The sequence below is a fragment of the Treponema sp. UBA785 genome, assembly GCF_002297065.1.
Classification (GTDB): Bacteria; Spirochaetota; Spirochaetia; order Treponematales; family Treponemataceae; genus Treponema_D.
Map to the genome: position 1 here is coordinate 2,110 of NZ_DBJD01000016.1, position 644 is coordinate 2,753.

Genomic DNA, 644 nt, shown 5'->3' on the forward strand with positions numbered 1-644 from the left:
GGTCAAGCCCGATAATGACAACTTCTGCGAGTTTGCTATGCAAATATAGCGGTGTCAAGCACGGCAAGGACAGTAAATTTACAGAACTCGAAATTGAACCTAGTAAGTATATACTGATTTTTTGATTTTTACTATATTCTCAAGAAGTGTTTTGTTGGGGCGTTTTTGAGGCAAGAATCGTATATAGCTCTCGCGAAATTCTAAAGTCGGCCGGAATAAAAATCACCGCAAAAATCTGCGCCGCCGGAACAAAGCATTCTCCTGGTCTTACAACAGCTAGAAAACGCAAGATTTTGAAAGTTGTGAAAAAAATATGACATACAAAAAGCAGCTTCTGCCATAAAGCTGAGGCTGCTTGAAAAAAATTTAGCACATAATTTTATGCACTAAATCTGTTTGGGAAATCTCAACCCCTTACCCGAAAATCTGTCCCGGAAGCTTCAGTTTTTCTTTCGGCGGAAACTGCCTGTCGAACTCTTCGGCTTGTTTTGAGTCGATAAAATATCCGTCCGGCTCCTTGAACGTTCCGCCGCCTGCTTCCTTCACTTGGTCCAGAAATCCTGGAACTAGCTCCTTTATCAGAAAATAGTCCGCGTCCGGGTCGGCATGGTAGAAAACGCCTTTTGTTTTTGCCACGACAAAGC

At 42.5% G+C, this 644-nt stretch carries 1 pseudogene; it reads right to left on the reverse strand.

The window, feature by feature from the left end:
* Positions 1-414: 414 nt before the first annotated feature.
* Positions 415-644 (reverse strand): annotated as a pseudogene (locus tag B2X33_RS01200) (GNAT family N-acetyltransferase); the annotation flags it as partial.